The organism is Burkholderia savannae, assembly GCF_001524445.2.
GTDB lineage: Bacteria > Pseudomonadota > Gammaproteobacteria > Burkholderiales > Burkholderiaceae > Burkholderia > Burkholderia savannae.
In genome coordinates this window covers 3,192,672-3,215,012 of sequence record NZ_CP013417.1, presented here as the reverse complement: position 1 = coordinate 3,215,012, position 22,341 = coordinate 3,192,672, and the positions used below count along the sequence as shown (strand labels likewise).

Below are 22,341 nucleotides of genomic sequence, written 5' to 3'. Positions count from 1 at the left end.
GCGCGACGGAGCAACGCTGACGTGCTCGATGCATGACGTATGCAGCGACGAGTGTGGCTGGAGTGAGGCAAGTCCCCGCTGGCGCGAGCCGCGGGCGGTTATCTGCTTTGTCGGAGCCTGACTGTGGATCACTACGATTACGATGTGTTGATCGGCGCCACGCTTCCCGTGGGCCAGGCGCAACCCGAGCCTGCGTTGCATGCCGCCGTCGCGCCGATCGGCGACTGCGGATCGCGTGTCGATCCGGATGGTACGCGAGAGGGCCATCATGACGCACGCTGATTGGTCGCCTTCGTCGTGGCGCGGGCGGCCGATTCATCAGGTGCCGACTTATCCCGACGCCGCGAAACTCGCGGAGTCGGAGGAGCAGTTGCGGCGATTGCCGCCGCTTGTGCTCGCTGCGGAGATTCGCGATCTGAAGGCGCAACTCGCGGACGTCGCGCGCGGCAATGCGTTTCTGCTGCAAGGCGGCGATTGCGCCGAATCGTTCGCCGAATTTCATCCGAATGCGGTGCGTGATCTGCTGCGCGTGTTTCTGCAGATGTCGACCGTGCTTGCGTTCAGCACCGGGCTGCCCGTCGTCAAGGTGGGCAGAATCGCCGGGCAATTCGCGAAGCCTCGCAGTTCGCCCGACGAGACCATCGGTGGTGTCACGCTGCCGAGTTATCGTGGCGACATCATCAACGGCATCGAATTCACGGAAGCGGCGAGGCGGCCCGATCCCGAGCGCGTGCTGAAGGCATACTCGCAAGCGGCAGCGACGCTCAATCTGCTGCGCGCGTTGAGCCACGGCGGCTTCGCCGACATGCGCCACGTGCAGCAATGGAATGCCGGCTTCGTCGCGTCCGCGCCGCAAGGGCAGCGCTATCGGCAGATCGCGTGCCGGATCGAGCAGGCGCTCGTGTTCATGAACGCGTGCCGCGTGTCGCCGGATTCGGTGCGTTCGCTGCGCGAGACCGATCTCTACACGAGCCACGACGCATTGCTCCTGCATTACGAAGAGGCCCTGACGCGGCCGGATGCGCTGACCGAGGATTGGTACGACTGCTCGGCCCACATGCTGTGGATCGGCGAGCGCACGCGCGGCATCGACGACGCGCACATCGAATTCCTGCGAGGCGTCGCGAATCCGATCGGCCTCAAATGTGGTCCCGCGATCAAGCCGGACGATCTGCTGCGCCTGATCGACGCGCTGAATCCCGACAACGAGCCGGGGCGTCTCACGCTGATCGCGAGAATGGGCGCGGAAAAGTTGCCGGAGCTATTGCCGCGCCTCGTGCGAATGACGAAGAGCGAAGGGCGGGAGGTGATCTGGTCGATCGATCCGATGCACGGCAACACGGTCAAGTCGGCGTCCGGCTACAAGACGCGCCGCTTCGAAAGCATCCTGCTCGAGGTCGAACGCTTCTTCGACGTTCACGAAGCCGAGCGCACGCATGCGGGCGGTCTGCATCTCGAAATGACGGGCACCGACGTGACGGAGTGCACGGGCGGCGGACAGCAGATTCGCGACGATCAGTTGTGCGAACGCTATCACACGCATTGCGATCCGCGGCTGAATGGTTCGCAGGCGCTGGAGCTTGCGTTTCTGGTCTCGGAAAAGCTGTCGGCGCGGCGCGATCCGCGCGAGAGCCTGCAGCGCGACGAGCAAGCGGCGTGAGCCGGCCCGGCCGACTGTACGAGTGTCTGTCGTTTCATCCGTCGTGCATGGCGCGCGCGCCCATATGCCGCGCGCTGTGTGCGCCCCATTCAGCCAGCCGACGAGGACTTCATGTCGACGACCAGCGTCTCCAATTTCGATATCGTTTTTGATCCGGTTTCACTCGGCGGCTTACGCGTGCCGAACCGCATCGTCATGGCGCCGATGACCCGGCGGCAGTCGCCGGGCGGCGTGCCGGACCGCGACGTCGCGCGCTACTACGCGAAGCGCGCCGAGGGCGGCGCCGGATTCATCATCACCGAGGGGACGTACGTCGACCATCCGGTGGCGGGCGGGTTCGCCGACGTTCCGCACTTCTTCGGCCGGGAGGCGCTCGAAGGCTGGCGGCGCGTCGTCGACGGCGTGCACGCGGCGGGCAGCGTGATCGCCGCGCAGCTCTGGCATCTCGGCAACGTCAGGCAGCGCGGCACGCCGCCCCATGCGGAGCTGCCGGGCATCGGGCCCGAGCGGGTCGTCAAGGACGGCGTCGTCGCGGTCGAGGCGTTGACGGATGCCGATGCGCGGGATATCGCGGCGTCGTTCGCACGCGCGGCGTACGACGCGGTCGAGGCCGGATTCGACGCGGTCGAACTGCACGGCGCGCATGGCTATCTGCTCGACCAATTCCTGTGGGCCAAGATGAACGCGCGCACCGACGCGTACGGCGGCTCGCTCGAGAACCGGCTGCGCCTGTCGGTGGAAGTCGCCGAAGCGGTGCGCGCGGCCGTCGGCCCGAACATACCGCTGATCTTCCGGTTCTCGCAATGGAAGGTGCAGGACTATACGGGCTTCATCGTCGAATCGTCTGCGGAACTGAAGACGATGCTCGACGTGCTCGTCACCGCGGGCGTCGATATTTTCGACGTCAGCACGCGACGCTTCTGGGAGCCGGCGTTCGCGTCGGAAGGCGACGCCGATTTGGCGTCGCTCGTGCGCGAGCTGTCCGGCAAGCCGGTCATCATGGTCGGCAGCGTCGGCATCGACAGCGCGTTCTCGGCTGCGCAAGTACGCGGCGCGGAGGGTTTGGTGGTCGGCATCGAGAATCTCGATCGCGCGGTCGCGCGCGTCGAGGCGGGGCATGCGGACTGCATCGCGCTCGGACGCGCGCTGCTCGCGGATCCGGAATGGCCGGCCAAAGTGCGGACGGGCGAATTCGATCGTATCGTGCCGTATCGCAAGGACATGTTCTCGACGTTGACGTGACGGCGCCGATGAGACGGCCCGCGAGCGAGCGTCGCGCGCGGCGGGCGGTTTGCCGGCGACGCGTCGCCGTGCGCGACGCACGTCAGCCGCGCACGGCGACGACGATCTTGCCGAACGGTCCGCGGTCGAGATGGGCGAACGCAGCGCGCACATCGGAGAACGGATAGACGAAGTCGATCGTCGGCTTGATCGCATGCCGGTCGGCTGCGCGAACGAACGCTTCGAACGCCTGCCGGCTGCCGACCGATACGCCGTGGATCGACGCGCGCGTCAGCATCAGCGGAATCGCGTCGATGAGCATCTTCGGACTGCCAAGAAAACCGACCTGCACGATATGGCCATGATCCGCGACGGCGGCGACGGAATGTGTGACGTTCTCGCCGCCGATGAGTTCGACGATCACGTTCGCGCCGCGTCCGCCGGTGAGTTCGAGAACCGCATGTTCCCATTCGGGCGCGCGCGTCGTGTTGATGCCGGCCCATGCGCCGAGCGATTTCGCGCGCACGAGCTTGTCGTCGTGACGGGACAGCACGATCGTCTTCGCGCCGAGCGCGCGGGCGATTTGCAGTCCGAACAGTGCGACGCCGCCCGTGCCCTGAACGACGACGGTTTGACCTGCTGCGAGCTGCCCGCGCTCGACGAGGGCGACCCAGGCGGTCACGCCGGCCACGGGCAGCGTCGATGCCTCGACGTCGGACAGCGACGCCGGTGCGCAGACGGCCGCCGATTCCGGCAGCACGACGTATTCGGCGAGCACGCCGGGCAGCGGCCCGCCGAGCGAGCGCTCGCATCGGCGCATTTCGGGAGGCAGCGCGCCGCTGATCCAGGGCGTCCAGAAGTTGCCCATCACGCGATCGCCGCGCTTGAATCGTTCGGTATTCGGGCCGGTTTCGACCACTTCGCCGCACATGTCCGAGACGGGCGTAAACGGCATCGCGGGTTTGGTCGACATCAACTGCCCTTCGATCACGAGCTTGTCTCGATAATTCAATGACGCCGCCGCTACCCGTACCAGCAACTCGCCGTCGCCGGGCTTCGGCACGGGCCGCTGCGCGAGTGCGAGTCGATCGATGCCGAATGCGTCGAGTTCCCACACCTTCATCGTTTGCGCCATTTGGTGTCCCACCCGAAAACGGATTCGCGCCGCCGCGAATTCCCTTGATTCATTCTAGGGGTGGGGCATGCGTGCCGGTGGCGATATCTGTTCCGAACACCTGCGCCATTTCGTCGCCAATTTCATGAATCGAATCAGACTGACTCATCTTCAAGGAATGGTTGCATTCGTGCATGCAGTCGGCGCGGGCAGCTTCACGGCCGCCGCGGCGCGCATGGGGCTGTCCAAGTCGGCCGTCGGCAAGAACGTGGCGCGGCTCGAGGCGCGTCTCGGCGTGCGGCTGCTCGAGCGTACGACGCGCGCACTGACGCCGACGACCGAGGGGCGCCTGTACTACGAAAGTTGCTTGCGGATTCTCGACGAGCTCGGGCATGTCGAATCGGTGCTCGCGCAGCGGCGTCATGAAGTCGCGGGGCCGCTGCGCATCAGTCTGCCGACGTCGTTCGGACGGCGCTGGGTGCTGCCCGTTCTGTTCGGGCTGGCCCGTAGACATCCGCTGCTACAGCTCGACGTATCGTTGACCGATCGATTCGTCGATCTGGTCGATGAGGGAATCGACGTCGTCGTGCGTCTCGGCGAGCTGCGCGACAGCGCGAATCTGGTTTGTCGGCGGCTCGGCGTTCAGCGATCCGTGCTGTGCGCGTCGCCGGCATATGTCGCCACGCGAGGGCGGCCGAGGACGATCGACGAGCTCGAAGCGCACGATTGCATTGTGTTCGCCCGCGACGGGGCGACGATTCCATGGGTGTTTTCCGATGCGTGCAACGGGGCTGTAACGGCGCGAGTGCGTGCGAAGCATACGATCGGGCAGGGCGACGCATTGCGCGATGCGACGCTGGCTGGCGCGGGGCTCGCGTATTTGCCGACGTGGCTCGTCGCCGACGATGTGCATGCGGGCAAGCTCGAAATCGTGCTGTCGGAATTCACCGGGGGCGAGATGCCGATTCATGCGCTTTGGCTCGCGGCGCGCAAACTGTCGCCGAAGGTGCGGGCGGTGATCGACGAGTTGATCGAGTATTTCACGCCGGTTCCGCCTTGGGACAATCGTCCACGCATTACTCTGCCGTGAGTCGACTGCATGCGTCACGGGTATCATCGTGCCTGTGCGTCGCCCGTCGCGGCATTCTTCCGTTTTTCCCCGGTCAATCGATGTCCCAGTCTGCAACGCTCTCCGAGGTTCTTACTCTTGCCGAAGTACAGTCGCTTGCCGACACGAAGACCTTTGCGCGCGGCAAAGCCTATTTCCACGAGGGCGTGGTTTCCCGTCTCGAGGAGCGTGGCGGCGCCGTTCACGCCACTGTACGTGGCACGCATCGTTACCGGGTTGAACTCGGCGTCGATGACGATGGCGAACTCGCTTATGACTGTACCTGTCCGGTGGGAGACGATGGCGTTTTCTGCAAGCACGCTGTCGCTGTTGCGCTCGCCTGGCTCGAGAATTCCGGTGGAGAGGTGTTTCATGCCGAAGAGGCGGCTCCCGGCAAGCCACGCAAGAAGCGGAAGACCTACGAGGAAGTGATTCGCGAATACGTCGCGACGCTCGACAAAAATGAGCTTCAGGAATTGTTGCTCGAAGCCATCGAACGCGACCTGTCGTTTCGTGACAAGCTGCTGTTTGCCGCGCGTGCGACGGGGGCCTCCGACTTGCCCGGCATGAAGGCCGCCGTCAGGCAGGCGACACGCCTTTCCCGGCCACTGGACTGGCGGGAGGCTAGCGCATACGGCGATGGCCTGATGTCGCTGGCCGACATGCTGCGCCGGAGGCTTCACGGACCTCACGCGGCACAGGTAGTCGAGCTATCCGAACTGGCGATTGCGGGCGCCGAAACAAGCCTCGAACAGATTGACGACTCCGGTGGCGACGTGATGCCGGCGATTCTCGAACTGGCGTCTGTGCACCTCGATGCCTGCAAGTTGACTGTCCCCGACCCAGTGAAGCTCGCGGAGCGGCTATTCCGATTTCAGACAGAAGGCAAGTGGGACACCTTTTACAACGTTTTGCCGGCGTATGCGGAGCCACTGGGCAAGAACGGTTTGAGCCGCTACCGCGAGCTCGTCAACGAGGCTTGGGAAGCGCTGCCCGCGCTCGCGCCGGACAAGGAATATCGACGGTCACACGACTCGCCGCGCATGCAGCTCGAACGCGCGATGGGGGCGCTGGCCGAACTCGATGGAGACGTTGATGCGTTGATACGCATTTACTCGAAGGACCTGTCGAGTCCGTACCGCTTTCTGCTGGTGGCGGAGCTTTGTGTCAAGCACGGTCGCCCGGATGAAGGGCTCGCCTGGGCCGAGCGCGGCATCAAGGAGTCCAGCAAGAGCCATGACCAGCGCCTGCTCGACTTCTGTATCGACGCGTATCTGCGTCGCAGTGAATTCGACAAGGCCGATGCGTTCGCGTGGCGCCGCTTCGAAATGCGCCCGACAGCCGAGGCGTTTCCCGCCTTGATGAAGGTTGCCACGGCTACTGGCAGGCATGATGAGATGCGGGAGCGCACTCTTACGCACCTTTGGGCGCTGGTCAGGGAAGAGGAGGCCGCTGCAAAATCGAAGCGCAATGTCTGGCAGCGGTCGACGCGGACCGAACTGGTCAGGATTTTTCTTGCTGGAAAAGAGAACGACGCCGCATGGGAAACGTTTACCGGCGGACCGGTCGTAATGCAGCTATGGCCGGAAATGGCCGCTGTCCGTGGCAAGACACACCCGCACGACGCCATTGCCCTCTATCACAGGCTGCTGCCGGTTGCTGCCGAAAGCGGTACGCGCAACGCCCGATATGACGAGGCGTTTGAAATCGTGCGGGCCATCGGCATGTTGCGGGCGAAGTTGGATGAACGTGCGGAATTCACCCGTGAACTGGAAGAGATTCGGGCAGCATATCGCGCAAAGCGCAACTTCATCAAGCTGCTGGCCAAACTGTCCTGAAGTCGCTCGCAGGTCGTTTCGGGCCGAAGTCGACCGTAACGAACCCATAAGGCGAGACCCCTCGCCACGCATTGCAAGGTCCTCCTGAGAAGGGACGCATCGCAGGAGATATCGCGCTGCATCAGGTGAGACTTTTGGCGTTTAACAGGTGCGGCCGGGCGAAGGTGCGAGGGTAAGCTAAGAAGGTATCGGCGCGGATATAAATCGCCTCTCTATTCTCTTGTGAACGCAGCGCACGGGTGGTAACCGCCGGATAGGCGGCTTAGAAAATACGCAGTCTCGTCTTGACCCTTGTCCCGCTCATCGGACAGCCGGACGTCTCCGTGAAGTCGCTGCGTTCCGTTAGCCGCCGTGCAGGCGGGTTGAACGTAGTAACGAAGAGAGAGCCCGCCTGATGGCGGGCTCTCTCTTTCAATCGCTGTTACGGTCCGTCACTCCTCGCCAAAGTAGTCGAGGTCTATCTTCTTCACGACGTACTGCGTTGTGGCGGCGGCGCACGTGAGCGCACGGGGGCATTGGGCCGGCGAGGTCTCGCGGTATTTCGGGCGGCGGGGGCGCCCTCGCCACTTAGCAGTTAGAACGAAAGCATGACGTTGTGCGCGCTCGCATAGAGGAGGACGATATCGACCTCTCGATGGATTTTGCCGTTACTGCTAGGAAGTGAGGTGACCTTGGCTGCCAGCTCGCGCGCTGCATGGACGACATTCGCGGGACCGTTCGGCGAAGCAAGGTAGTTGCGTGTTTTGCGGCATGCGGCCTCGCTCTTTGTAAGCGCGTTGAAATAGGCAAGAGTGCGCGTCGTGTGGATATCGGGCTTAATGACCTCGAAGCCCGCGTCGACCAGGCCGTGAAACACCGTCGTCTGTCCCCAGCCGATGCCCAAGGTGAAGCACAACGGGGCAATCGCCTGTCGCAAGGCTCTGACATCCGCACACCTTCCGAGGTCTATGCCAATTTTGAACTCGGCAGCACCGGTTTCCTTCGATTGGCTGCGAAACGTGGAATACCGGACCGAAGCAAGGCGTAGGGAGGATATGCCGCGAAAGTTCGCAGCCAATCACCTACGGTCGGGTAAGGGGCGGCGAACTCAGCGGACTGATGCCGTTTCGAGGTCGCGGCCGGGGACGCCGCGCGGCGAGCGCCCAAAGGGCGGAGCCCTCATTCTGGTCTTTGGTGCCGGGTAGTGCTGTGGGAATACGGTCTATCTGTCGGCTGACGCTTTGTGCAGGCGTGCCCGCCGTTGACAGAGGCCAGAAACGACAAAGGGTTAGCCTAAGCTAACCCTTTGATTTGTTTGGTGGCGAATCAGGGACTCGAACCCCGGACCTGCGGATTATGATTCTGCTGGTAAATCCTTGTGGATCAATTGGTTAGGTCGGATTTCGCTCCGCATTCTTGTCGTGCTTGACGGGCGGAAAGGCCCGTCTGATCGTGGCCGGTATCGGCTTTGCGGAGCAAGATTTCGACGTTTTCGGGAAGCTGTTGCTAGCTTGTGCCGGAAGCAGATGAAGCGGCGCTCGTCTATCGCGGTACATCGAATTCAGCGGTCGCCATCGCCGAAGATGGCCGATAAATGGCCGAAATTGCTCGAAATTGCACGAAGGCAAGCGCCTTGGGGAGCATGTGGGCGGTTCTATTCGGTGTACCGCGATAGACGAGTCGGTCGTTGCGGGTTGCAGCCTGTTTGTTATTCGTCGCTATCGCCGGGCTCAGGCTCGAACATTGTGCGATGTCGATTGATTGCTCTGAGCAACGCGTGATTCGGGGTCGGTGGGTTGAGCAGCATGTCGACCAAGCGAGATTGGTCGATCGAGGAGAGATGTATCGCCTCGGTGTCGTCTGGTATGCGTTTCTCATCAGGAGCGTCGGTGCTGTTCATCGATGGTTCTCCTCGTCCGGTGGAAGCTGCCTTATGTATAGCTCAGGCGTTCTTTTTGATCCAGTCGTTCACCGTATCCGCGCTGATCGTTGCTTCATTACGATTGAGATTGGCGACAACGTCGCGTGCGAACTTGATCCGTAGATCCTTCGCTTGCTCGGCGGATACGCCAAAGTGATAAAGCACGTTCGCTGCTAGCTCACATGGCCCGGCTCCAAAGTACCCCCACTCCAATGTGTCGCTAGTAAGTGGCTCGATAGCTCCTGCGGCGTCAGGCGTTCTGAGCTTGAGCACGTGCGGAATGCTGATCTCATTCGCGTCGTTAGGGCGCCGTGCGCGTCTGAGTACAACGTCATCCCCTCGGACTGACGGAGCGTCCTGGTGATCAAACGGCGACAGATTCTCTACCTGCAATGCGGTTCCAGTGACGAGCCATGTTGCGAACCACGGCCACAGCTTGCAGGCCGCCTCAATCAGGTCTTCATTGGCGCGTGATTTCCCGCGGGTGAAGTCGCGCCATCGGCTTTGAGCAATGCCGGTTCTCCGCTCCAGCAGCGCGAGAGTTCGAGCTTCCCCGCGTCGGGATGCGTCGTCAGATTCCGGCGATGCGGTCTGTGTGTTGATCAGGAAACGAAGGCGCTCGGAAATGTTGTTCATAGGACCTTGACAAACAGCTAACGGCTCACAATAATCTCCAACATTGGAATTTATCCAAAATTGGAAAAAGGGAGCGGCGCATGAGAGAACGTGGACATTATGAGGCAACTGGTAGTGCCGTCGTCGTGCCTCTCATGAGTCGGGAGGCTTGGGCGAACGCGATCGGCTTACCGCTGGCGGTCGTGCGGGCGCAATGCAAAAGGGGCCACTGGCCATGCGTGAAGGTTGGCAAGTACAGCCTCGTTAACGTGGAAGCAATTCGTCTGAGGGCGCTAGAACGCGCCGTGGAGTTCGTTTTGTAGTCGAAAGCCGGGCAAGTCCGGTCATTGTTTTGGCCTATCACTAAGGTCTACTAATCGCTAGAGGCGTATATGAGCAAGCAGAAAATTTCGATCCTTCAGGTCACCCATAAAAGCGGTATCTCAAAGAAGACCGGTCGAGAGTGGGAGATGACCGTAGCCGAGTGCATTCTGGAACAAGAGACGAGCGAGGGTAAGCAAATCATCGTCGGTCCGATCAATTTGCCGAAAACGCTTAAGGCTACGACGCCCGGGGACTACCTCGCTGAGTTTGCGATTTCTCGGTCGATGGAAGGCAATTTGGAGCCGTACATCGTATCGCTGACTCCGTTCGGAAGACCGACGGCTAAACCCGCTGCCGGAGCTGCATAGCGAGTTCTGACTCGTTCGCAGCTGGCCCGAGCGAGCGAGTCGTAATCAGTGGGCCAAAAGATAAGGGACACATCTTCTATGAAAAAGCAGATTGCAGCAGTTGGTCTGGTGATGACGAGCGCAGCGGCGTTCGCTGAAACGTCTCCGGTAGCGTCGATGGACGTAACTCCGATCGTGACGTCCATCAATGCAGTTGTTCCGAACCTCGTGTTGGTCGGCGGCGCAGTGCTTGCTGTCGCCGCAGTTGCGTGGGGATACAAGGTGGTCAAGGGCTTCATCGGCCGTTGATGTAGCCAATTACTCGATTGCGCGCGCTCAAAGGCGTTCGGGTAACTGAGCGCCTTTTTTATTTCATCGGTGAGGCGGAGTCATGGCGGTATCGAGCGTGGCATGTGGTCCGGGTGGGGTCGATGGCGTTACGTACGCGCAGGTCGGTGGGCAGCTTGTCGGCTGCGGTACCGATTCGAAGGGGAATGCGCTGTATCTGCATGTCTGGCATCTGGACCCGACGGATGAACCGTTGATAGGTGGGCAGGCGGCGGGGCTCATGGTGGGTGGGGCTGTCTTTCTCGCGCTGAGTGTCGCGTTTGCTATGCGTGCACTTCGCAGGTTCCTCGAATCTTCATCGGAGAGTTGACCGTGCTGTGGTTCTGTGTGGAGTTCTGCGTCGTGGTTGGAACAATCTACGGCGCGGCATTGATCCTGTTTTTGTGAGGCACGAGAATGAAAATCAAACGTGCGCTGTTGGCCATGCTGATTCTCTTCGGAGGAGTCGCGGCATCCAAAGCTGCAAGTGCTCAGGCGTTGCCAAACACAGTCGGAAGCGCGATCGCGGAGGGAATAAAAAGCACTCTGGTGCGACGTGGTTTCGCTGCAAACGATCCCCGCATCTTGGCGACAGTTGAGCAGGTTGGTGCGCGTGTAATACCGCTCGTTGGAGCTACGGGCGCCGGCGCGACATGGCTTTCCGTACTCGGCCGGCTGAACCCGTGGATTGCTTCGGGGCTGCTAATTTATGAGGGCATTAAGTGGATCACCAACAAGGACGGTTCGGTCACGATGCAAGTTGCTCCGCCGCCTCCGAATTCTTATGGAGGAATTGTGAAAGGCGGCGCTTACTGGGTATCGGGCGGGTACATCGGTAGTGATCCATATGCTGTTGGATTTCAGGCGGTGACGCCGACCAATGCCGATGGTGGATGGACGGTATGGACCTTTAACGAGAATACGACGTCTGGTAGCGAGAGCCGGAAGGCATACAGCTACACAATGCATCACGCCAATTACTGTCCGTCGGGGGGATGTCAGGCCGCGACGGTGTACGTGGATTTTCAGGCGAGCGGAGCACCGGTTACATGTCCAGGCGGCTCGTATGCACGCAATGGCGCGTGCTCGCCTTATACGTTTGGGTCGAAGAATCCGAGCGGGGTAACGACCAAAACGTTGCCTTCCATCGAACAAGCGTATGAGTCGTTGCCGCAGACTGCAAAGAGTGCCGCAATGGCACCAGAGTTAGCCGCAGAAGCTGCAAATCGCTTGTGGCGAGACGCGGCTATGCAGCCGAATTTTAAGGGTGAGCCTTGGCTTGCGAGTGATCCGGTGACCGCTCCCGATCTCTCGCCGATTGCCACGAACAAACCGAACAGCTGGCCGCGTACGTCAGCAATCAATACACCGGTTCCGACAAGCACCAATCCAATCGCCCTTCCGGGGCAGCAGAGTCCCGGAAGTGGAAACGGGGGCGACGGCACTCCGTCTACGGAAGCGACAGACATTTGCGCGTTGCATCCTGATTCGTCGGCATGTGCACCTCTCGGTAGTGCTTCCGAAGTTGATGTGAGTCGGAAGGAGCAAAGCGTGGCGATTTCACCCAGATCAATTGGGCTGATGTCGGGCAGCTGTCCTGAGCCGTATCAGGTGTCTGTGATGGGGGCGGATTTGTCGTTTAGTTACGAACCGATATGTACCGTCGCGATAAAGCTCCGCCCGTTGGTGTTGATTCTGTGTGCGCTTGCTGCTGCACTCATTTTCTGCACGGGGCTGAAATCATGAGCTGGGCCGGGATGCTTGTATCTCTGGTTGGGCCGATTGTCACGCGTGTGCTGCTCGCCCTCGGGATAGGTTTTATGGCTGTTGCGGGCGTTGATCTGGCGTTGGACCAAACGATTCAGTGGATGACTCAGAGCGTCGGAGGTCTGGGGGGCGATCTCGCTAACGTGTTGGCTCTCGGTGGGGTCGGTGAAGGGATCTCGTACGTACTCGGTGCGCTCTCTGCACGTGTCTCGTTCTATCTGCTTACGTCCGCAACGAGAATGGTGTTCGGAAAATGATTACTTTGATTACCGGTGTGCCTGGAAGTGGCAAGACTCTGCATGCAGTGTGGCTGTTGACTAAGCTCGCCAAGGGGCGTCGCGTCCTTGTTGATGGCATTCGTGACTTGGCCGTCGAGCACGTCGAAATAGACGAGCAGTGGTTGCGTCAGTGGCATGTGAACGCGGAAGCAGGTGATCTGATTGTTGTGGATGAGGCTCAGAGGATCTATCCGCCGACAACCGTAAGTCAGAAACCTACGCCTGATATTGAGCAGCTGCACGTCCACCGCCACATGGGGGTCGATTTCATCCTCATCACGCAACATCCGCAGCGGATCAGTAAAACCGTTCGTGATCTAGTCGGCCGGCATGTTCACGTTCGAAACTTGTTTGGATTGAAGCGCGCGATGTTGTACGAGTGGGACCACTGCCATAACCCGAGTAGCTTGAAAGATGCGGTTAAGCGTCAATGGCCGTATCCGCGTGATGTATTCAAGCTCTACAAAAGTGCAGAAGTTCATACGAAAAAACAAGCTGTTGTTCCGAAGGCTTTGTTCTTTGCCCCGCTCGCGTTGATCGTGTTTCTAGTCCTCGCGACGAAGATTTATCACAAGTCGCGCGAGGGTTTTGATCTAGTGGGCGAGCAGCCCGTCGCGGGTGTGGCGGCGAATGGCTCCAAGCAAGACGGTCGCGCGGATGCAGTGAGCCAGTCGTCGGGGTGGCGTGTAGCTGGTCAATACTCAATCTCAGGCATCAAGTACATCGTTCTGTCAGCACCGGATGCGCGGTTGCGTGCTGTGCCATCAAGTGGATTCGCTAGCAGCGGGGTGCGGCTGACGGGCGAAGTTGACGGGAGGGCGGTGAGTGGGTGGACGGGTATGACACCGGGTAAATCGGAGCAGGCTGGAGGCACGCGATGAAGCGCCTCGGCGTGTTGGTCGGAGCTTTGGTGTTGTCTACGCAATGGGTCGTGGCTGCTGACGTAATGCCGCCACTACCTACCTTGCCGGCTGATGCGAGTCTGAGCAAAGGCGCTGCCCCGACTGGTAGTGCGCAGGCCATGCCGATTCTTACTCCGTTGAAGCGCGGAAGTGGCGCTGCATTCGATTTGAGGTTTGTCACGGTCGCGCAGGTTGTGGATCTGATCTATCAGGACGCGATGCGCACTCCCTATGTTCTTGGGCCGGACGTGCTGACCGATGTGCGCCTAGTGTCCTTTCGTTTAGACGACAGTAGTCGGGATATTCGTGCTGTTGTTTCCGACTTTCTCGATTCGCTCGGTTTTCAGGTCGCTACGAAAAATGGCGTCGATTACGTGACGAAGAAAACGGGTGCCGTTCTCGCAAGAACTGATCAGGAGGTGTTTGTTTATAAACCCCGCTATCGGAGAGCTAACGATTTGCGCGAGCTGGTCGAGCCGCTGTTCAGTGGGCGTTCGTTGACACCGACCGCTACTAGCGATAGCGCTTTGGTCCAAGCGGCCGGAAGTGTTGCTACACCGCCGGCGTCAAACGTTCCGCCTTTGCAACCAGTCGGTGCAAGGGCGCAGTCTCGCGGCGACGAGTTGGTGCTTTTCGGGTCGCGCGATGAGATTGCAGTGCTGCGAAAGGTGGTGCCCGAACTGGATACCGTGCCCGGTGAAGTCGTTGTTCGCGGCTGGGCGTATGAGGTGACGAACACCGATTCGAGCAATACCGCATGGAGCATCGCTGCGAAGGTGCTGGGCGGGCAACTTCGCATCTCGAGCGGTGACACGGCGTCTGATGCCAGTGCTATGCGTTTCACCGGGCCTGGGCTCGATGCGGCAATCTCTGCGCTGAACGCGGATTCCCGATTCAAGGTTCTCAGTACGCCACATGTTCGTGTCGCGTCTGGCGAGCAAGTCCGGTTGAACGTTGGTCAACAGGTGCCGACTCAATCGAGTGTCAGCTATCAGGGTGCGAGCGGGACGCCCGTGCAGTCGATTACGTATCAGGATGCCGGGCTGATCTTCGATGTTCAGCCGACGGTGATGCGTGATGTGATCGAACTGCGCGTTCACGAAGAGATTTCTGATTTCGTAGCGACGAAAACCGGTGTCGATACTTCTCCTACCAAGAACACACGCCAGTTGCAGACGGTTACCCGACTTAAGGATGGGGAGGTCGTCGTCCTAGGTGGGCTAGTGCAGGACAGGAACACCAGCGCACGCAGCGGCTATGCGTGGCTTCCCAGCTTCCTCGACGGCCGGTCGAGTTCGAAGCAGCGCACGGAGGTTCTCTTGGTGCTTCAAGTTCAGCGAATCTGAGCGATTAGCGTTAGGAGTGTCCGGCCGGGATCGAAGCGACGTAGAGCAGGGGCGGCAATACGGAGTTGTAGCGATGTTCGCGCGGCTCAGCGCGGCTTGCCGGACCGAGTAGCGGGTACTCGCGATTGCTGGTAACGAAGGCACGGCATGGGGGCGTTCTTCCATTCTGAAGGCTCGCCGCGGCGGATGAGGTTTCGGAACACTAAGCAAGAGCGTAGGCGGTTGGAGGCATAGGGGTATGGCTGCGTGCGGCTCGCCCAGCGCAGCAGAGCGCGCCGGGCGGGCCGCGCGCAGCGCGGCCCCTAAACTTGTATCAGGGACACTTAACGTACGGGGACGTAAATGAACAAAAGGGACTGGACTGAAGCCGACTGCTTGAAACAGTGAATGGGAATTTAGGAAAAGAAAAAGCCCCGGCCGCTGGAACGGTTCGGGGCTTGTGTAACAGCATTACAAGGACAAGTTGCAATGCACGACGCAAGTATAGGTGACTTCTCGGCATTTCGCCGAGAGTGGGTGATTCGTGGTCGGAATTTCGGTGATGGTCAGGTGGAGGTCACGGCGACGCGCTTCGATAGATACATGGGCGCACTGTCCCTCAACGCTATGCCCAAGGCCAAGCGCGGCGAGTCCGACAACAGTGAAGCAAATTTGCTCGACGCTGCGAAGCGGGCTAAGCAGCAGGTTCGGCTTCGATGCAAGGCGATCGGTGCGGACAGGATGATCACGTTGACGTATCGGGAAAACATGCTGGACAAGGCCCGGCTCAAGCGAGATTTCGACAAGCTGCGGCGGCGTCTCGGGCGACTGGCCGAATTCCAATATGTTGCTGTCGCGGAAAAGCAAAAGCGAGGAGCGTGGCATTTGCACGTCGCGGTGCGAGGGCGGCAAAACTATCGCGTTCTGCGCTCGATCTGGCAAAGCATTGTCGGGATCGGGAACGGTCAAATCAACGTCCGGAATCCGTTCAAGGAAAAGGGATTGCGGCACAAGCTCGCGGCCTATCTGGCGAAGTACATCACGAAGGATTTCGCGGAACACGCGATGAACGAAAAGCGGTACTGGACGAGCCGTGGCGTCATCGTTCCGGAGGTCATGCCAATCGATCATGTGCTTTCCGATAATCCAGCGGATGCGTTGCAGATCGCCATGCGAGCCGCGTTGCGTGTTGGGGCAACGCTTGATCGCTGCCAGATCTACTGGAATCAGGAGCTAGGGTGTTTTTGGGTGTCGACGAGGGAGTGTCGATGAGCTGCGACACTTTTCTCTCCACTGATGAGCTTGCGGTGCTGACGGGGCGGAAGTTGAAGTCGAAACAAGTCGACGCGCTGCGGAGAATGGGGATCGCCTTCTTTGTGAACGCAGCTGGTCGGCCGATTGTTGCGCGATCCGCTATTGAAGGGAAGAAGGAGAGCGCACCTCGAAATGCGCGGCGTGCGTGGGAACCTCGAGTAATGGTCGGGTGAGATGGGGCGACGCAGAACAAAGAACTTAAATCTTCCACCGCGCATGAGAGCGAGGGTGCAGCGTAGCGGGGTCGTCTACTACTACTACGATACGGGTGGAGTCCCGCGCAGGGAGGTTCCGCTTGGTGCTGATTTTGTTGAAGCTGTGCGCAAGTGGTCCGAGCTGGAGCTGGAAAGTCGATCGCGTCACACTGAGCTGGTGACGTTTCGTTATGCGGCTGAGCGATACATGAGAGACGTGCTGCCGCTGAAGTCGCGGCGAACGCAGCGCGATAACCTGGTCGAGTTGGAGAATCTGTTTAAGTTTTTTGATGATCCTCCCGCATTGTTGAACGATATCCGGCCGGTGCATGTTCGGCAGTATCTGACGTGGCGGATGGAGCAGGCAAAGGCGTGGTACGTCGAGCGGAGTAAGCCAGTGCCAGAGAAGGCCGGCCATGTTCGAGCAAACCGGGAGGTCGCTTTGTTTTCGCACATCTTCAATTTTGCTAGAGAGCACGGATTGACCGATGCAACCAATCCGAGCACTGGAGTACGGCGGAACAAGGAAACAGGTCGGAATGTGTACGTTGAGGATGACATGTTCCAGAAGGTGTGGGAGGCGGCCGATCAGCCGCTGCGCGATGCGATGGATCTCGCCTATCTGACTGGACAGCGGCCGGCCGATACGTTGAAATTCGATGAACGTGATATCAAGGATGGCGAACTATGGGTCGAGCAGGGTAAGCGCGGCAAGCGGCTGCGGATTTCGGTTACAGGGCATTTGGCGGCGGTCGTAGAGCGAATCCGTGCTCGTAAGAGGGGGTATAGGGTTGTCAGCACGGCGCTGGTGGTGAATGAAACTGGCGGGCGATTAATGGCCGACGCGCTGCGGTTTAGGTTCGATCGTGCGCGCGAGTTGGCCGGGGTGTCGAAGGATCTGTTCCAATTTCGCGACCTCCGAGCGAAGGCCGGGACCGACAAGACGGATGCTGTTGGCGATATTCGAGCGGCACAACGACAGTTGGGGCATAAGTCGTTGGCTATGACTGAGCACTACGTGCGCGAGCGTAAAGGCGATCGCGTTGAGCCGACGAAGTGAGCGGTGGTTCTGAAAAGTGCCGATGTCGGACTTTCGCGTGCGAAAGTATGTGAGGCGACTTTCGCACGCGAAAGTGTGCGAGGTGACATTGAAGCTGTAGGAGTGTTCGATCAGGCGGTTTCGAAGCCCTCGCCGAAGCTCATTTGTGCCGCCGTTGTGGTCATCCATGATGTCCACCCTTGGCGTCTGCGTCATGTAGCCGAACCACAGCTTGGTGGGGCCGTGGTGCGTGGTGGCCGTTTCGGCTCAGGATATCAAAGCTGGCTTTGGAGGTGGCCAGATTTCTGGCTTTTGGCTGACTGTTTGCGGAGCAAAGCCGCTTTTGCGGAGCAATGAAAAAGGGCCCAGCTTGCGCTGAGCCCTTTCTGCATTTGGTGGCGAATCAGGGACTCGAACCCCGGACCTGCGGATTATGATTCCGTCGCTCTAACCGACTGAGCTAATTCGCCAACAGGAGGCGAATTATGGAGGGCGAGTTGGGGAGTGTCAAGCCCTTTTTGTCGATTCCCTTAAAAAAGGCCGAAGGCATCGATGCAGGGGCTCCCGCCCAGCCCGATCCGTCGACGAGGCGATCGGCTGGTTGCCCAACTGTCGATCGCCATTCGCCGTCTGCCGGACGCCCCGCTTCCCGCACCTCCCGCGGCGCGCCCCCATCAATCCCGCGCGTAAATATTCGAATCCTTGGTTTCCTTCACGAACAGCAGCCCGATCACGAACGTGACGAGCGCGACGCCGATCGGATACCAGAGCCCGGAATAGATGTCGCCCTTCGCCGCGACGATCGCGAACGCGGTCGCGGGCAGGAAGCCGCCGAACCAGCCGTTGCCGATGTGATACGGCAGCGACATCGACGTATAGCGGATGCGCGTCGGGAACATCTCGACCAGCATCGCCGCGATCGGACCGTACACCATCGTCACGTAGATCACGAGAATCGCGAGAATCACCGTCGTCATCGGCCAGTTGAGCTGCGCCGGATCGGCCTTCGCCGGGTAGCCGGCTGCCTTCAGCGTCGACGCGAGCGTCTTGTCGAAGGTCTTCGCCTTGTCCTTCGCGTCGGCGGCCTTGCCGTCGTACGTGTCGATCGCCGTGTCGCCGATCCGTACCTGCGCGAGCGTGCCCGCCGGCGCGGCGACGTTCTCGTAGTTGAGGCCCGCCTTCGCGAGCGCGCTTTTCGCGATGTCGCACGACGTCGTGAACTTCGCGGTGCCCACCGGGTTGAACTGGAACGAGCACTCGCCGGGGTTCGCGATCACCGTGATCGGCGCTTTCTGCGTGGCCGCCTCGAGCGCCGGATTCGCGAAGTGCGTGAGCGCCTTGAAGAGCGGGAAGTAGGTGAGCGCCGCGATCAGGCAGCCGGCGAGGATGATCGGCTTGCGGCCGATCCTGTCCGACAGCGAGCCGAAGAACACGAAGAACGGCGTGCCGATCAGGAGGGCGAGCGCGATCAGGATGTTCGCGCTCGCGCCGTCGACCTTCAGCGTCTGCGTGAGGAAGAAGAGCGCGTAGAACTGGCCCGTGTACCAGACGACCGCCTGGCCGGCCGTCAGCCCGACGAGCGCGAGGATCACGATCTTCAGGTTGTTCCATTGGCCGAACGCTTCGGTCAGCGGCGCCTTCGACGTCTTGCCCTCGGCCTTGATCCGCAGGAACACGGGCGATTCGTTCAGTTGCAGCCGAATCCACACGGACACGGCGAGAAGCAGGATCGACGCGACGAACGGCACACGCCAGCCCCAGTTGCCGAACGCTTCCTCGCCGATCGCGGTGCGCACGCCGAGGATCACGAGAAGCGACAGGAACAGGCCGAGCGTCGCCGTCGTCTGTATCCACGACGTGTAGAAGCCGCGGCGATGCGAGGGCGCGTGCTCGGCGACGTAGGTCGCCGCGCCGCCGTATTCGCCGCCGAGCGCGAGGCCCTGCATCAGCCGCATCGCGATGAAGATCACGGGCGCGGCGATGCCGATCGATGCGTAGCCCGGCAGGAAGCCGACGACGAACGTGGAGATCCCCATGATCACGATCGTGATGAGGAACGTGTGCTTGCGGCCGACGAGGTCGCCGAGGCGTCCGAACACGATCGCGCCGAACGGCCGGACGGCGAAGCCCGCCGCGAAGCCGAGCAGCGTGAAGATGAACGCCGCGGTCGGATTGACGCCTGAAAAGAAGCTCTTGCTGATGTAGGCGGCGAGCGAGCCGGCCAGATAGAAGTCGTACCACTCGAACACGGTGCCGAGCGACGACGCGAAGATCACGCGCTTTTCGTCGCCCGTCATCGGCGTGTGCGCAATTTGTCCGCCAACCGTTGCCATGAATGTCTCCAATTTTGATATAGGGGCGCGCGCCCTCGCGAGAGGGCGGCTCCGAGTCGATTATTGGAGGGCAAACTTACGGCGCACTGACTCGGCGCGTCAAAATCTCGCACCTTCGATTTGTGGTTTATGTCGATCTTCGTCGCTTAAGTGTATTTATTTTTGCCTCAAAAGTCTCGTACGTGCTTTTTTGGCCGTGCGGGCGGCCGGGCCGCTTAGGGTTATTCCGGGGCCGCCGGCCGTAAGCTGAGGCTCACGCGCACGAGCGTGCCGGCGAGGCGCGGCGACGTTTGATACACGTTGTCGTCGATCGTCAGCGTGCCGCCGTGCTGCGCGACGATCTCGCGAACGATCGCGAGGCCGAGCCCGCTGCCGTCGCCTTCGCGGCCGAGGATTCGGTAGAAGCGCTCGACGACGCGCTCGCGCTCGTTCGCCGGAATGCCGGGGCCCGTGTCCTCGACTTCGACATGCACGACGCGGGCCGCGCGATCGGCCCGCACGCGCACGGTGATGCGGCCGCCCGCCGGCGTGTAGCGGATCGCGTTGTCGATCAGGTTGCCGAGCATCTCGCGCAGCATCACCGGGTGACCGTCGATGCGAAGCGGCCCGGCGGCGGCGTCCGGGCCTTCGTAGCCGAGGTCCATTTGCTTCGCGAGCGCGGCCTGCACCCAGTCGCGCACGGCCTGCCGCGCGAGCGTCGCGATTTCGACGGGCTCGAACGTGAGCCCCGTCGCGCGGTTTTCCGCGCGCGCGAGCGCGAGCAACTGGGTGACGAGCCGCGCCGCCTGCTCGGAGCTCGTCGCGATCTGCTCGAGCGAGCGCGCGACGTCGTCCGGCACTTCGTGGCGCAGCGCGAATTCGGCCTGCGTGCGCAAGCCGGCGAGCGGGGTTTTCATCTGATGCGCGGCGTCGGCGATGAAGCGCTTTTGCAGCGTGATGTTCTGCTCGAGGCGCGCGAGCAGATCGTTGAACGACGTGACGAGCGGCTCGATCTCGGGCGGCGCGCGCTTCGCCTCGACGGGCGACAGGTCGTCCGGGCGCCGGTTGCGGATGTGCGCCTGCAGCGCGGTGAGCGGCGCGAGCCCGCGCGACAGCCCGAACCAGACGAGCAGGATCGCGAGCGGCAGGATCACGAACTGCGGCAGGATCACGCCCTTGATGATGTCGTTCGCGAGCGCGTTGCGCTTGTCGAGCGTCTCGCCGACCTGCACGAGCACGGGCTGCGAGCCCGTCGCGCCCGGCAGCGCGACGGTCGTGTACGCGACGCGCACGTCGTTGCCGCGCAGCATGTCGTCGCGGAACACGACGACGCCGGGCGACGGCCGGTCGTCGTCGCGCGGCAGCGGCAGGTCGGCCTCGCCCGCGACGAGCTCGCCGCGCGTGCCGAGCACCTGGAAGTACAGGCTGTCGACGTTGTCGGCGCGCAGGAAGTCGAGCGTCGCCTGCGGCAGTTTCAGTTCGGCGACGCCGTTGACCGGCGTGATCTGCCGCGCGAGCACGTACGCGTCGGTTTCGAGCGCGCGGTCGAACGGGCCGTTCGCGATCGTTTTCGCGACGAGATAAGTGACGGCGATGCTCATCGGCCAGAGCAGGAGGAGCGGCGCGAGCATCCAGTCGAGAATCTCGCCGAACAGCGAGCGCGGGCGGGGGCCTTCGGCGGCATCGGTTTCGTCTGGCGGCGCGAACGGGTTCTCGTAGCGCGCGTCGCGCGCGGCGTCCGCATCGGATGCCGCATCGGCCGGGCCGCGCGCGGCGTGAGGGGAACGGACCGGCGTGGCCATCGGCCGCTCGCTCGCGGGTGGGCTCAGCGCAGCGACGGGCTCGCGGCGGAGGCGGCCGGCTGCGGCGCGGCTGCGGCCGGCGCGTCGTTCGCCGCGGGCGCGGCTTTCTCGAGGCAGTAGCCGAGGCCGCGCACGGTGGTGATGCGCACGCCGCTCGGCTCGATCTTCTTGCGCAGCCGGTGGACGTAGACTTCGATCGCGTTGTTGCTGACTTCCTCGCCCCATTCGCACAAGTGATCGACGAGCTGCTCTTTCGACACGAGCCGGCCGATCCGCTGCAGCAGCACCTCGAGCAGCCCGAGCTCGCGCGCGGACAGCTCGAGCACGCGGTCGTTCGCATAGGCGATCCGGCCGACCTGGTCGAACGACAGCGAGCCGTGCCGCACGACGGTCGGCCCGCCGCCCGCGCCGCGCCGCGTCAGCGCGCGCACGCGCGCTTCGAGCTCGTTGAGGGCGAACGGTTTCGCCATGTAGTCGTCGGCGCCGAGATCGAGCCCCTTCACGCGCTCGTCGACGCTGTCGGCGGCCGTCAGGATCAGCACGGGAAGGTTCGAATTGCGCGCGCGCAGGCGCCGCAGCACGTCGAGGCCGGACATTTTGGGCAGGCCGAGATCGAGGATCAGCAGGTCGAACGCCTGCATCGACAGGGCCGTGTCGGCCTCGACGCCGTTCCTCACGTGATCGACGGCATAGCCCGATTGGCGGAGTGACCGGGTGAGACCGTCCGCGAGTATGCTGTCGTCTTCGGCGATGAGAATTCGCATGATGCGCAACCGATTGCTGCTCCGCGGCGATGGCGCTGCGCGCGGCTGTCTCCGAAATATGGGCGATGCCTGCCCGCAACGCGGGCTTGCATAAACCACTGTTTTTTTATACAGTGTCTGCATCGCGCACCTAACGGCTTGCTGGCCGTGTCGAAGCCGGTGCGTTTGTATCAGACGCTGCTCATCATAG

21 protein-coding genes and 1 tRNA gene are annotated in these 22,341 nt (G+C 61.6%); 14 read left to right on the top strand and 8 right to left on the bottom strand.

The annotated features are described in order from the left end of the window. Nucleotides 1-123: 123 nt before the first annotated feature. The 3 genes from WS78_RS35945 (at nucleotide 124) to WS78_RS15850 (ending at nucleotide 2,902) form a co-directional block, all read left to right on the top strand. Nucleotides 124-282, top strand: a complete 159-nt coding sequence (locus tag WS78_RS35945; protein WP_156432257.1) for a hypothetical protein — start codon at nucleotides 124-126, stop codon at nucleotides 280-282. Continuing rightward, nucleotides 269-1,660, top strand: a complete 1,392-nt coding sequence (locus WS78_RS15855; protein WP_038748917.1) for a class II 3-deoxy-7-phosphoheptulonate synthase — start codon at nucleotides 269-271, stop codon at nucleotides 1,658-1,660. Before WS78_RS35945 ends, WS78_RS15855 begins: the two co-directional genes overlap by 14 nt. 111 nt (nucleotides 1,661-1,771) lie before the next feature. After that, nucleotides 1,772-2,902, top strand: coding sequence for an oxidoreductase (locus WS78_RS15850; protein WP_038748918.1), 1,131 nt, complete (start codon nucleotides 1,772-1,774; stop codon nucleotides 2,900-2,902). Between the two features lie 82 nt (nucleotides 2,903-2,984). Here the strand turns inward: WS78_RS15850 and WS78_RS15845 are convergent, their stop codons facing one another. Beyond that, the gene (locus WS78_RS15845; protein WP_059575211.1) at nucleotides 2,985-4,016 is read right to left on the bottom strand and encodes a zinc-dependent alcohol dehydrogenase family protein; all 1,032 of its coding nucleotides are present in this window, start codon (nucleotides 4,014-4,016) and stop codon (nucleotides 2,985-2,987) included. Between the two features lie 124 nt (nucleotides 4,017-4,140). Between WS78_RS15845 and WS78_RS15840 the strand changes: the two genes are divergently transcribed. Both WS78_RS15840 and WS78_RS15835 read left to right on the top strand, forming a co-directional pair. Beyond that, nucleotides 4,141-5,085: a LysR family transcriptional regulator gene (locus WS78_RS15840; RefSeq protein WP_038748966.1), complete on the top strand. Its 945-nt coding sequence runs from the start codon at nucleotides 4,141-4,143 to the stop codon at nucleotides 5,083-5,085. 80 nt (nucleotides 5,086-5,165) lie between these two features. Then, complete coding sequence (locus tag WS78_RS15835; protein ID WP_059575209.1) at nucleotides 5,166-6,941, top strand: SWIM zinc finger family protein; 1,776 nt, start codon at nucleotides 5,166-5,168, stop codon at nucleotides 6,939-6,941. Nucleotides 6,942-7,515: 574 nt separating this feature from the next. On the opposite strand, the gene WS78_RS15830 is transcribed toward WS78_RS15835, so the two are convergent. The 3 genes from WS78_RS15830 to WS78_RS35940 form a co-directional block, all read right to left on the bottom strand. Further along, entirely contained in the window at nucleotides 7,516-7,998 is a 483-nt protein-coding gene (locus WS78_RS15830; RefSeq protein ID WP_059575207.1) for a hypothetical protein, read from the bottom strand. A 630-nt stretch (nucleotides 7,999-8,628) separates the two neighbouring features. Then, nucleotides 8,629-8,820: a type II toxin -antitoxin system TacA 1-like antitoxin gene (locus tag WS78_RS15825; RefSeq protein WP_082717505.1), complete on the bottom strand. Its 192-nt coding sequence runs from the start codon at nucleotides 8,818-8,820 to the stop codon at nucleotides 8,629-8,631. Nucleotides 8,821-8,862: 42 nt separating this feature from the next. Continuing rightward, nucleotides 8,863-9,477 carry a DUF6166 domain-containing protein gene (locus tag WS78_RS35940; protein ID WP_156437485.1) on the bottom strand — a complete coding sequence of 205 codons (615 nt, stop codon included), beginning with the start codon at nucleotides 9,475-9,477 and terminating at the stop codon, nucleotides 8,863-8,865. Between the two features lie 371 nt (nucleotides 9,478-9,848). On the opposite strand from WS78_RS35940, the gene WS78_RS15820 reads away from it, so the two are divergent. From WS78_RS15820 to WS78_RS15780, 9 genes are all read left to right on the top strand, one after another. Continuing rightward, on the top strand, nucleotides 9,849-10,148 hold the full coding sequence (locus WS78_RS15820; RefSeq protein WP_059575205.1) for a hypothetical protein: 300 nt from the start codon (nucleotides 9,849-9,851) through the stop codon (nucleotides 10,146-10,148). Between the two features lie 78 nt (nucleotides 10,149-10,226). Beyond that, nucleotides 10,227-10,436, top strand: a complete 210-nt coding sequence (locus WS78_RS15815) for a major capsid protein (protein ID WP_059608756.1) — start codon at nucleotides 10,227-10,229, stop codon at nucleotides 10,434-10,436. Between the two features lie 435 nt (nucleotides 10,437-10,871). Further along, the gene (locus WS78_RS35935) at nucleotides 10,872-12,200 is read left to right on the top strand and encodes a virulence factor TspB C-terminal domain-related protein (RefSeq protein ID WP_156437484.1); all 1,329 of its coding nucleotides are present in this window, start codon (nucleotides 10,872-10,874) and stop codon (nucleotides 12,198-12,200) included. After that, nucleotides 12,197-12,478, top strand: coding sequence for a DUF2523 domain-containing protein (locus WS78_RS15805; protein WP_059575201.1), 282 nt, complete (start codon nucleotides 12,197-12,199; stop codon nucleotides 12,476-12,478). Before WS78_RS35935 ends, WS78_RS15805 begins: the two co-directional genes overlap by 4 nt. After that, on the top strand, nucleotides 12,475-13,380 hold the full coding sequence (locus WS78_RS15800) for a zonular occludens toxin domain-containing protein (protein ID WP_059575199.1): 906 nt from the start codon (nucleotides 12,475-12,477) through the stop codon (nucleotides 13,378-13,380). Before WS78_RS15805 ends, WS78_RS15800 begins: the two co-directional genes overlap by 4 nt. Then, complete coding sequence (locus WS78_RS15795; RefSeq protein ID WP_059575197.1) at nucleotides 13,377-14,747, top strand: type II secretion system protein GspD; 1,371 nt, start codon at nucleotides 13,377-13,379, stop codon at nucleotides 14,745-14,747. The genes WS78_RS15800 and WS78_RS15795 overlap by 4 nt, the downstream gene beginning before the upstream one ends. A 468-nt stretch (nucleotides 14,748-15,215) precedes the next feature. Continuing rightward, nucleotides 15,216-15,998 (top strand): rolling circle replication-associated protein, encoded by a 783-nt coding sequence (locus WS78_RS15790; RefSeq protein ID WP_059575195.1) that lies wholly within the window; start codon nucleotides 15,216-15,218, stop codon nucleotides 15,996-15,998. Continuing rightward, complete coding sequence (locus WS78_RS15785; RefSeq protein ID WP_082717506.1) at nucleotides 15,995-16,213, top strand: DUF4224 domain-containing protein; 219 nt, start codon at nucleotides 15,995-15,997, stop codon at nucleotides 16,211-16,213. Before WS78_RS15790 ends, WS78_RS15785 begins: the two co-directional genes overlap by 4 nt. 55 nt (nucleotides 16,214-16,268) lie before the next feature. After that, complete coding sequence (locus WS78_RS15780; RefSeq protein WP_231752740.1) at nucleotides 16,269-17,294, top strand: tyrosine-type recombinase/integrase; 1,026 nt, start codon at nucleotides 16,269-16,271, stop codon at nucleotides 17,292-17,294. Between the two features lie 372 nt (nucleotides 17,295-17,666). Here WS78_RS15780 and WS78_RS15775 read toward each other — a convergent pair. The 4 genes from WS78_RS15775 to WS78_RS15760 form a co-directional block, all read right to left on the bottom strand. Continuing rightward, nucleotides 17,667-17,743, bottom strand: a tRNA-Met gene (locus WS78_RS15775). Nucleotides 17,744-17,947: 204 nt separating this feature from the next. After that, nucleotides 17,948-19,606 (bottom strand): MFS transporter, encoded by a 1,659-nt coding sequence (locus WS78_RS15770; protein WP_059575191.1) that lies wholly within the window; start codon nucleotides 19,604-19,606, stop codon nucleotides 17,948-17,950. A gap of 221 nt (nucleotides 19,607-19,827) precedes the next feature. Further along, nucleotides 19,828-21,387, bottom strand: a complete 1,560-nt coding sequence (locus WS78_RS15765; RefSeq protein ID WP_059575189.1) for a sensor histidine kinase N-terminal domain-containing protein — start codon at nucleotides 21,385-21,387, stop codon at nucleotides 19,828-19,830. A gap of 23 nt (nucleotides 21,388-21,410) precedes the next feature. Next, a complete protein-coding gene (locus tag WS78_RS15760) occupies nucleotides 21,411-22,151 on the bottom strand; it encodes a response regulator transcription factor (RefSeq protein ID WP_038748972.1) in 741 nt (246 codons plus the stop codon). Nucleotides 22,152-22,341 lie beyond the last annotated feature (190 nt).

What these genes read in the sequence shown, in the direction of transcription:
- WS78_RS15855 (WP_038748917.1), top strand. Translation starts at nt 269, where the DNA reads ATGACGCACGCTGATTGGTCGCCTTCGTCGTGGCGCGGGCGGCCGATT.
- WS78_RS15850 (WP_038748918.1), top strand. Translation starts at nt 1,772, where the DNA reads ATGTCGACGACCAGCGTCTCCAATTTCGATATCGTTTTTGATCCGGTT.
- WS78_RS15845 (WP_059575211.1), bottom strand. Translation starts at nt 4,016, where the DNA reads ATGGCGCAAACGATGAAGGTGTGGGAACTCGACGCATTCGGCATCGAT.
- WS78_RS15840 (WP_038748966.1), top strand. Translation starts at nt 4,141, where the DNA reads ATGAATCGAATCAGACTGACTCATCTTCAAGGAATGGTTGCATTCGTG.
- WS78_RS15835 (WP_059575209.1), top strand. Translation starts at nt 5,166, where the DNA reads ATGTCCCAGTCTGCAACGCTCTCCGAGGTTCTTACTCTTGCCGAAGTA.
- WS78_RS15825 (WP_082717505.1), bottom strand. Translation starts at nt 8,820, where the DNA reads ATGAACAGCACCGACGCTCCTGATGAGAAACGCATACCAGACGACACC.
- WS78_RS35940 (WP_156437485.1), bottom strand. Translation starts at nt 9,477, where the DNA reads ATGAACAACATTTCCGAGCGCCTTCGTTTCCTGATCAACACACAGACC.
- WS78_RS15820 (WP_059575205.1), top strand. Translation starts at nt 9,849, where the DNA reads ATGAGCAAGCAGAAAATTTCGATCCTTCAGGTCACCCATAAAAGCGGT.
- WS78_RS15815 (WP_059608756.1), top strand. Translation starts at nt 10,227, where the DNA reads ATGAAAAAGCAGATTGCAGCAGTTGGTCTGGTGATGACGAGCGCAGCG.
- WS78_RS35935 (WP_156437484.1), top strand. Translation starts at nt 10,872, where the DNA reads ATGAAAATCAAACGTGCGCTGTTGGCCATGCTGATTCTCTTCGGAGGA.
- WS78_RS15805 (WP_059575201.1), top strand. Translation starts at nt 12,197, where the DNA reads ATGAGCTGGGCCGGGATGCTTGTATCTCTGGTTGGGCCGATTGTCACG.
- WS78_RS15800 (WP_059575199.1), top strand. Translation starts at nt 12,475, where the DNA reads ATGATTACTTTGATTACCGGTGTGCCTGGAAGTGGCAAGACTCTGCAT.
- WS78_RS15795 (WP_059575197.1), top strand. Translation starts at nt 13,377, where the DNA reads ATGAAGCGCCTCGGCGTGTTGGTCGGAGCTTTGGTGTTGTCTACGCAA.
- WS78_RS15790 (WP_059575195.1), top strand. Translation starts at nt 15,216, where the DNA reads ATGCACGACGCAAGTATAGGTGACTTCTCGGCATTTCGCCGAGAGTGG.
- WS78_RS15785 (WP_082717506.1), top strand. Translation starts at nt 15,995, where the DNA reads ATGAGCTGCGACACTTTTCTCTCCACTGATGAGCTTGCGGTGCTGACG.
- WS78_RS15770 (WP_059575191.1), bottom strand. Translation starts at nt 19,606, where the DNA reads ATGGCAACGGTTGGCGGACAAATTGCGCACACGCCGATGACGGGCGAC.
- WS78_RS15765 (WP_059575189.1), bottom strand. Translation starts at nt 21,387, where the DNA reads ATGGCCACGCCGGTCCGTTCCCCTCACGCCGCGCGCGGCCCGGCCGAT.
- WS78_RS15760 (WP_038748972.1), bottom strand. Translation starts at nt 22,151, where the DNA reads ATGCGAATTCTCATCGCCGAAGACGACAGCATACTCGCGGACGGTCTC.